Here is a 6,818-nt window from a genome sequence, read left to right on the forward strand (position 1 = left end):
CCGCCCCAGCCCTCTCGGAGCCCGCCATGCCCGAACCCGGCACCGCGACCGCCCCGGCACCGCCGGCGGCGGAGCCCTCCCCGGTCCGCGCACCCCGTCGGCCGTCCCCGGCGCTGCGCCGCCGGATCGCCGAGAACGCCGTCGCCTACGCCTTCCTGTCCGGGGCGATCCTGTGCTTCGCCTTCTTCTCCTGGTACCCGATCACCAGCGGTGTCGCGCTGGCCTTCCAGCGGGTCAACTTCGTCACCGACCCGGTGTGGGTGGGGCTGGAGAACTTCCGCACCCTGTTCCGGGACCCGCTGTTCGCCACCGCATGGGCCAACACCGCGCGGTTCACCCTGCTGGCCCTGGTCTTCGGGTTCGCCCTGCCGTTCGTGCTGGCGCTCGTCCTCAACGAGCTCAAGCACGCCCGCGGATACCTGCGGCTGGTCGTCTACCTGCCGGTGATGCTGCCGCCCATCGTGTCGGCGCTGCTGTGGAAGTGGTTCTACGACCCCGGGCCCGGACTGCTCAACGGCGCGCTGCGCGCGGTGGGCCTGCCCGGGCTGGAGTGGACCAACTCCGCCGACACCGCGCTGATCTCGCTCGTCATCGTCTCCACCTGGGCCAACCTGGGCACCGCCACCCTCATCTACCTGGCCGGGCTCCAGGCCATCCCGGGCGAGCTGTACGAGGCGGCCGAACTCGACGGGGCCGGGCTGCTCCAGCGGGTGTGGTCGGTGACCATTCCGCACATGCGGTTCGTGATCCTCGTGCTCCTGCTGCTCCAGATCGTGGCGACCATGCAGGTGTTCGTCGAGCCCTACATCCTCACCGGCGGCGGGCCCGAGGGGGCGACCACCACGGTCCTGCTGCTCATCTACCGCTACGCGTTCACCTTCGGCGACTTCGGCGCGGCCGCCGCCCTGAGCCTGCTGCTCTTCGCGGTCCTGGCCGTGTTCTCCGCCCTGTACCTGTGGGCCACCCGCACCCGCTGACCCGTCCTGGAGGAGAGCCATGACACCCACCCGGCCCCGGCGGGCCCGCGGCGGCCCGCCCGCGCGCACCGCGGAGCGCACCCTCGTCTCCCCGCTCACCCTCAACGGCCCCCGGGGCAGGACCGGCTACCGGGCGGTCCTGGTCCTGGTGATCGTCCTGTTCACCGTGGTGTTCCTGGGACCGATGCTGCTGGCGGTGAGCGGGTCCTTCAAGCCCCCCGCCGAACTGGCCCGCACCCCGCCCACCCTGCTGCCGCAGGAGTGGCGGCCCGAGACCTATCCGCGCGCCTGGGACACCCTGGACCTGGGCCGGTACCTGTGGAACACGTTCGTGGTGGTGGGCGGCGCCTGGCTGTTCCAGCTCGGGGTGGCCGTGCCGGCCGCCTACTCGCTGTCGCGGCTGCGCCCGGTGCTGGGCAACGCCGTGCTGGGGATGATGCTGGCGACCCTCATGCTCCCGGCCGCGGCACTGCTCATCCCCACCTACCTCACCGTCGCCGACGTGCCGCTGCTCGGGATCAACCTGCTCAACACGCCCTGGGCGGTGTGGCTGCCGATGGCGGCCAACGCCTTCAACGTGTTCGTGCTCAAACAGTTCTTCGACCGCATCCCCGCCGACCTGGTGGAGGCCGCCCGGCTGGACGGGGCCGGACCCGCCCAGATCATGCTGCGGATCGTGCTGCCGCTGTCGCGGCCGATCCTGGCGGTGGTGTCGATCCTGGCGATCGTCGCCGCCTGGAAGGACTTCATCTGGCCGCTGGTGGTGCTCCAGGACCCGCTGGTGCAGACCATCACCGTCCACCTGGCGCGGATCTCCACCGAGATGCCGCTCAACCTGCTCATCGCCGGGATGGTCATCTCCAGCCTGCCGGTGCTCGCCCTGTTCCTGGTGTTCCAGCGCCAGGTGATCTCGGGGCTGTCGGCCGGTGCCCTCAAGGGCTGACCCCGCCCCACCCTTCCCTCGAAGACAAGGACACCGCAACGTGACCGGACACCACGACCCGGACTGGTGGCGCGGCGCCGCCATCTACCAGATCTACCCGCGCAGCTTCGCCGACGGCGACGGCGACGGCATCGGCGACCTCGCCGGGGTGCTGCGGGAGATCGACCACCTGGCGGAGCTGGGGGTCGACGCGCTGTGGATGAGCCCCTGGTACCCGTCGCCGCTCGCCGACGGCGGGTACGACGTGGCCGACTACACCGACATCGCGCCCGTGTACGGCGACCTGGACCTGGCCGACCGGCTCATCGCCGCCGCCCACGAGCGCGGCATCCGGGTGATCATCGACATCGTGCCCAACCACTGCTCCAGCGAGCACGTGTGGTTCCGCGAGGCGCTGGCGGCCGGGCCCGGCTCGGCCGAGCGGTCCCTGTTCTGGTTCCGGCCCGGCCGCGGCGAGGACGGCGGGCTGCCGCCCAACAACTGGCGGTCCCGGTTCGGCGGGTCCGCGTGGTCGCGGGTCACCGAGGCCGACGGGAGCCCGGGGGAGTGGTACCTGCACCTGTACTCGGCGCAGCAGCCCGACCTGAACTGGGAGCACCCGCGGGTGCGCGAGGAGTTCGACGCGATCCTGCGGTTCTGGTTCGACCGGGGCGTGGACGGGTTCCGCATCGACGTGGCCGACGGGATGGTCAAGGACCCGGCGCTGCCGGACGCCGCCGAGGGGGACGAGAGCGCGTTCTCCGACCGCGACGGGGTGCACGACGTGTTCCGGCGCTGGCGGCGGATCGCCGAGTCCTACGGGCCCGACCGGGTGTTCGTGGGGGAGATGTGGCTGCCCGACCCGGAGCGGTTCGCGCGCTACCTGCGGTCCGACGAGCTGCACAGCGCGTTCAACTTCGACTTCCTCAGCTGCCCCTGGGACCCCAAGGCGCTGCGGGCGGTCATCGACCGCACGCTGGCCGCGCACGCGCCGGTGGGGGCGCCCGCCACGTGGGTGCTGTCCAACCACGACGTGACCCGGCACGTGACGCGGTACGGGCGGGCGGGGGACACCGGGTTCTCGTTCGCCGACCGCCGCTACGGGGAGCCCACGGACCTGGAACTGGGCACCCGGCGGGCGCGGGCGGCGGCGCTGCTGGCCATGGCCCTGCCCGGCGGGGTGTACGTGTACCAGGGCGAGGAGCTGGGCCTGGAGGAGGTGGACGTGCCCGAGGAGCTGATCGACGACCCGGTGTTCGCCCGCTCGGGCGGGACCGACCGGGGCCGGGACGGCTGCCGGGTGCCGCTGCCGTGGTCGGGGGACGCGCCGCCCTTCGGGTTCGGCCCCGAGGGGGCGGCCGACCCGTGGCTGCCCCAGCCCGCGGGCTGGTCGGCGCACACCGCCGCGGCCCAGGCCGCCGACCCCGACGGCATGCTGCACCTGTACCGCCGGGCGCTGGCGGTGCGCCGGGCCGAGCCCGCCCTGGGCGCCCCGCCCGCCGACGGCCCGGGGATGCGCTGGCTGGAGGCGCCCCAGGAGGTGCTGGCGTTCGTCCGCGACGACGTGGCCTGCGTCGTCAACCTGGGCGGGGGCCCGGCCGACCTGCCCGCCCACGGCGGGGTGCTGCTGGCCAGCGGCCCCCTGGAGGGCGACCGATTGCCGTCCGACACGGCGGTGTGGCTGCGGATCGTCCGAGAGTGATGACAGAGTGAGAGTGGTGAGGGCTTCGTGCGGAGGACGGCCGTGCGAGGCCCTCCGCGAACCCTGTCCGAGAGAGATGGGTGAGGAGCCCGTGCGGAGGGACGGCCGCACGGGCTCCGCCCTTTCCCGGGCCTGCCGCGGTGTCCCGGCCCCTGGCGGCGAGTCTCGGTTCCTCTTCGGGACACCGCCGCCTTCGCCTGCCGTCGCCCGGTCGGGGGACACCGCCGCCTTCGCCCGCCGCCGCTCGGTCGAGGGACCGCGCCGCGTCGGACACCGCCGCCATCGTCTGCGGCCGCCCGAGCGGAGGCGGCCGCATCTCCCACGGTCGCCCGCCGCCGACGCCCCGGCGGCGCGGCCCCGGCGCGGCGGCGTCCGGGACCGGAGGCATACGCGACCGGGGATCCCGTGGGCGGTTCGGCGGGCGGCGCGCCCGGGGTGGTCGGCGGGCGGGACGAGGGGTGTGACGCGGCGCACGGTGAGTCCTTTCGCCTGGGGGCGGCCGGGCGGCCCGGGACTGTCCGAGAGAAGAGGGCGGGGCCGCGCACCGGCCCCACCGGGACCGTCCGAGAGAGGACGGTGGAGGGTCCGTGCGGAGGGACGGCCGCACGGGCCCTCGTCGTGCCCGGGCAGGTGAGGCGCGCGCAACGCGCGGGGGGACTCGGCTACGGGCGGTGCGATCGAGTACGGTCGTAACCACAACAGGGATGAAAACCGACATTCACCCTGTCCGTACAAGTGAACACAGCGTCAGCAGGCTGTCGATACCGCGCGGGAGAGACCCCTGACCCAGGGGCGCCGACGGGGCAATACTCCCCAGTAACCTCTCAGGCACCACGGACCGCACGGAGAAGGCCGCTCTGAAGCCTGGGCACCGCCGTGCCCGGTGACAGAGGGGGAGACCGTGAGGAACACCGCCGATCCGCATCGGCCCTGTCACCAGGAGGTCTCCGTGCCCGACCAGCCCGTGAACATCCCCGGCGCACCCGCCCGCGTGTTCGCCGACCGCCACATCGGTCCCGCGCCCGGCGCCGTCGAGGAGATGCTCAAGACGGTCGGCTACGGCTCCACCGCCGAGCTCATGGCCGCCGCCGTCCCCGCGTCCATCCTCAGCGCCCCCGGCCGGAGCGCGACGCTCGACCTGCCCGAGGCCATCGGCGAGGCCGAGACCCTCGCGGAGCTGCGCGCGTTCGCCGACCGCAACACCGTCGTCAAGCCCCTCATCGGCCAGGGCTACTACGGCACCTTCACCCCGCCGGTGATCCTGCGCAACATCATGGAGAACCCGGCCTGGTACACGGCGTACACGCCCTACCAGCCGGAGATCTCCCAGGGCCGCCTGGAGGCCCTCATCAACTTCCAGACCATGGTCTCCGACCTCACCGGCCTGCCCGTCACCGGCGCCTCCCTGCTGGACGAGGCCACCGCCGCCGCCGAGGCCATGACCCTGGCCCGCCGCGCCTCCAAGAGCAAGGCGGACGTCTTCGTCGTCGACTCCGACGTCTTCCCGCAGACCCTCCAGGTGCTGCGCACCCGCGCCGAACCGCTGGGCATCGAGGTCGTCGTCGCGGACCTGTCCCAGGGCCTGCCCGAGGGCGACGCGTTCGGCGTCCTGGTCCAGTACCCGGCCTCCAGCGGTGTGGTGCGCGACCCGGGCGCGGTCATCGCCGCCGCCCACGAGCGCGGCGCCCTGGCCGTGGTCGCCGCCGACATCCTGGCGCTGACCCTGCTGCGCAGCCCCGGCGCCCTGGGCGCGGACATCGCCGTCGGCTCCACCCAGCGCTTCGGCGTCCCGCTCGGCTTCGGCGGCCCGCACGCCGGCTACATGTCGGTGACCGAGAAGCTGCGCCGCCAGATCCCGGGCCGCCTGGTCGGCGTCTCGGTGGACACCGCGGGCCGTCCCGCCTACCGCCTGGCGCTCCAGACCCGCGAGCAGCACATCCGCCGCGAGAAGGCCACCAGCAACATCTGTACCGCCCAGGTGCTGCTGGCCGTCATGGCCGGGATGTACGCCGTCTACCACGGCCCGCACGGCCTGCGCGCGATCGCCCGCCAGGTGCACACCCGCACCGCGGCGCTGGCCGGCGCGCTGGCCGAGCGCGGCTTCGAGGTCGTCCACGGCGCGTTCTTCGACACCCTGCGGGTGCGGGTGCCCAGCGCCGACCGGGTCGTGGAGGACGCCCTGGCGGCCGGGTTCAACCTGCTGCGCGTGGACGCCGCCACCGTCGGCGTCAGCGTGGACGAGACCACCACCGTCGCCGACCTGACCGCGCTGGCCGAGGCGTTCGGCGAGGCCGGGCGCGGCTCCGCCAAGTCCGCCGTGGCCGTGGACGAGGACGCCGACCGCGTCCCCGAGGACCTGGCGCGCGGGGTCGACTACCTCGACCACCCGGTGTTCAACACCCACCGCAGCGAGACCTCGCTGCTGCGCTACATGCGCAAGCTCTCCGACCGCGACCTGGCGCTGGACCGCACGATGATCCCGCTGGGCTCGTGCACCATGAAGCTCAACGCCACCACCGAGATGGAGTCGGTCACCTGGCCGGAGTTCGCGGGGCTCCACCCGCTGGCCCCGCTGGACCAGGCGGCCGGCTCGGTGGCGCTGATCCGTGACCTGGAGGCCTGGCTGGCCGAGATCACCGGCTACGACGCGGTGTCGCTCCAGCCCAACGCCGGCTCCCAGGGCGAGTTCGCGGGCCTGCTGGCCATCCGCGGCTACCACCGCTCGCGCGGCGACGACCACCGCGACGTGTGCCTGATCCCCAGCTCCGCGCACGGTACCAACGCCGCCAGCGCGGTGATGGCGGGCATGCGCGTGGCCGTGGTGGCCTGCGACGAGGGCGGCAACGTCGACGTCGACGACCTCAAGGCCAAGATCGCCAAGCACGCGGACGTGCTGGCCGCGATCATGGTGACCTACCCGTCCACGCACGGCGTGTACGAGGACACCATCACCGAGGTGTGCCGTCTGGTCCACGAGGCCGGGGGCCAGGTCTACGTCGACGGCGCCAACCTGAACGCGCTGGTGGGCTGGGCCAAGCCGGGCGAGTTCGGTGCCGACGTCAGCCACCTGAACCTGCACAAGACCTTCTGCATCCCGCACGGCGGCGGCGGCCCGGGCGTGGGCCCGGTCGCGGTCCGCTCGCACCTGGCGGCGTTCCTGCCCAACCACCCGGGCCAGCCCGAGGCGGGCCCGCACACGGGCGTGGGCCCGGTGTCG

General features: G+C 73.6%; 4 protein-coding genes and 1 riboswitch. All 4 genes read left to right on the plus strand.

Going from position 1 to position 6,818, the window contains the following annotated elements; all coding sequences use genetic code 11:
• Positions 1-26: 26 nt before the first annotated feature.
• Positions 27-977 (plus strand): carbohydrate ABC transporter permease, encoded by a 951-nt coding sequence (locus ACJOT3_RS30610; protein ID WP_406976614.1) that lies wholly within the window; start codon positions 27-29, stop codon positions 975-977.
• Between the two features lie 19 nt (positions 978-996).
• Positions 997-1,920, plus strand: coding sequence for a carbohydrate ABC transporter permease (locus ACJOT3_RS30615; protein WP_406976611.1), 924 nt, complete (start codon positions 997-999; stop codon positions 1,918-1,920).
• A gap of 40 nt (positions 1,921-1,960) precedes the next feature.
• Positions 1,961-3,601 (plus strand): glycoside hydrolase family 13 protein, encoded by a 1,641-nt coding sequence (locus ACJOT3_RS30620; protein ID WP_406976612.1) that lies wholly within the window; start codon positions 1,961-1,963, stop codon positions 3,599-3,601.
• A gap of 759 nt (positions 3,602-4,360) precedes the next feature.
• A riboswitch (glycine riboswitch) is annotated at positions 4,361-4,452 on the plus strand.
• A 98-nt stretch (positions 4,453-4,550) separates the two neighbouring features.
• Positions 4,551-6,818 (plus strand): aminomethyl-transferring glycine dehydrogenase (gcvP, locus tag ACJOT3_RS30625; protein WP_406976613.1); only part of this gene is annotated, 2,268 nt, incomplete at its 3' end.

This window comes from Nocardiopsis protaetiae (assembly GCF_045446735.1).
GTDB classification, from domain to species: domain Bacteria; phylum Actinomycetota; class Actinomycetes; order Streptosporangiales; family Streptosporangiaceae; genus Nocardiopsis; species Nocardiopsis protaetiae.

Bases quoted from the DNA above. Each gene is read 5' to 3' on its own strand.
- ACJOT3_RS30610 (WP_406976614.1), top strand. From the start codon at position 27: ATGCCCGAACCCGGCACCGCGACCGCCCCGGCACCGCCGGCGGCGGAG.
- ACJOT3_RS30615 (WP_406976611.1), top strand. From the start codon at position 997: ATGACACCCACCCGGCCCCGGCGGGCCCGCGGCGGCCCGCCCGCGCGC.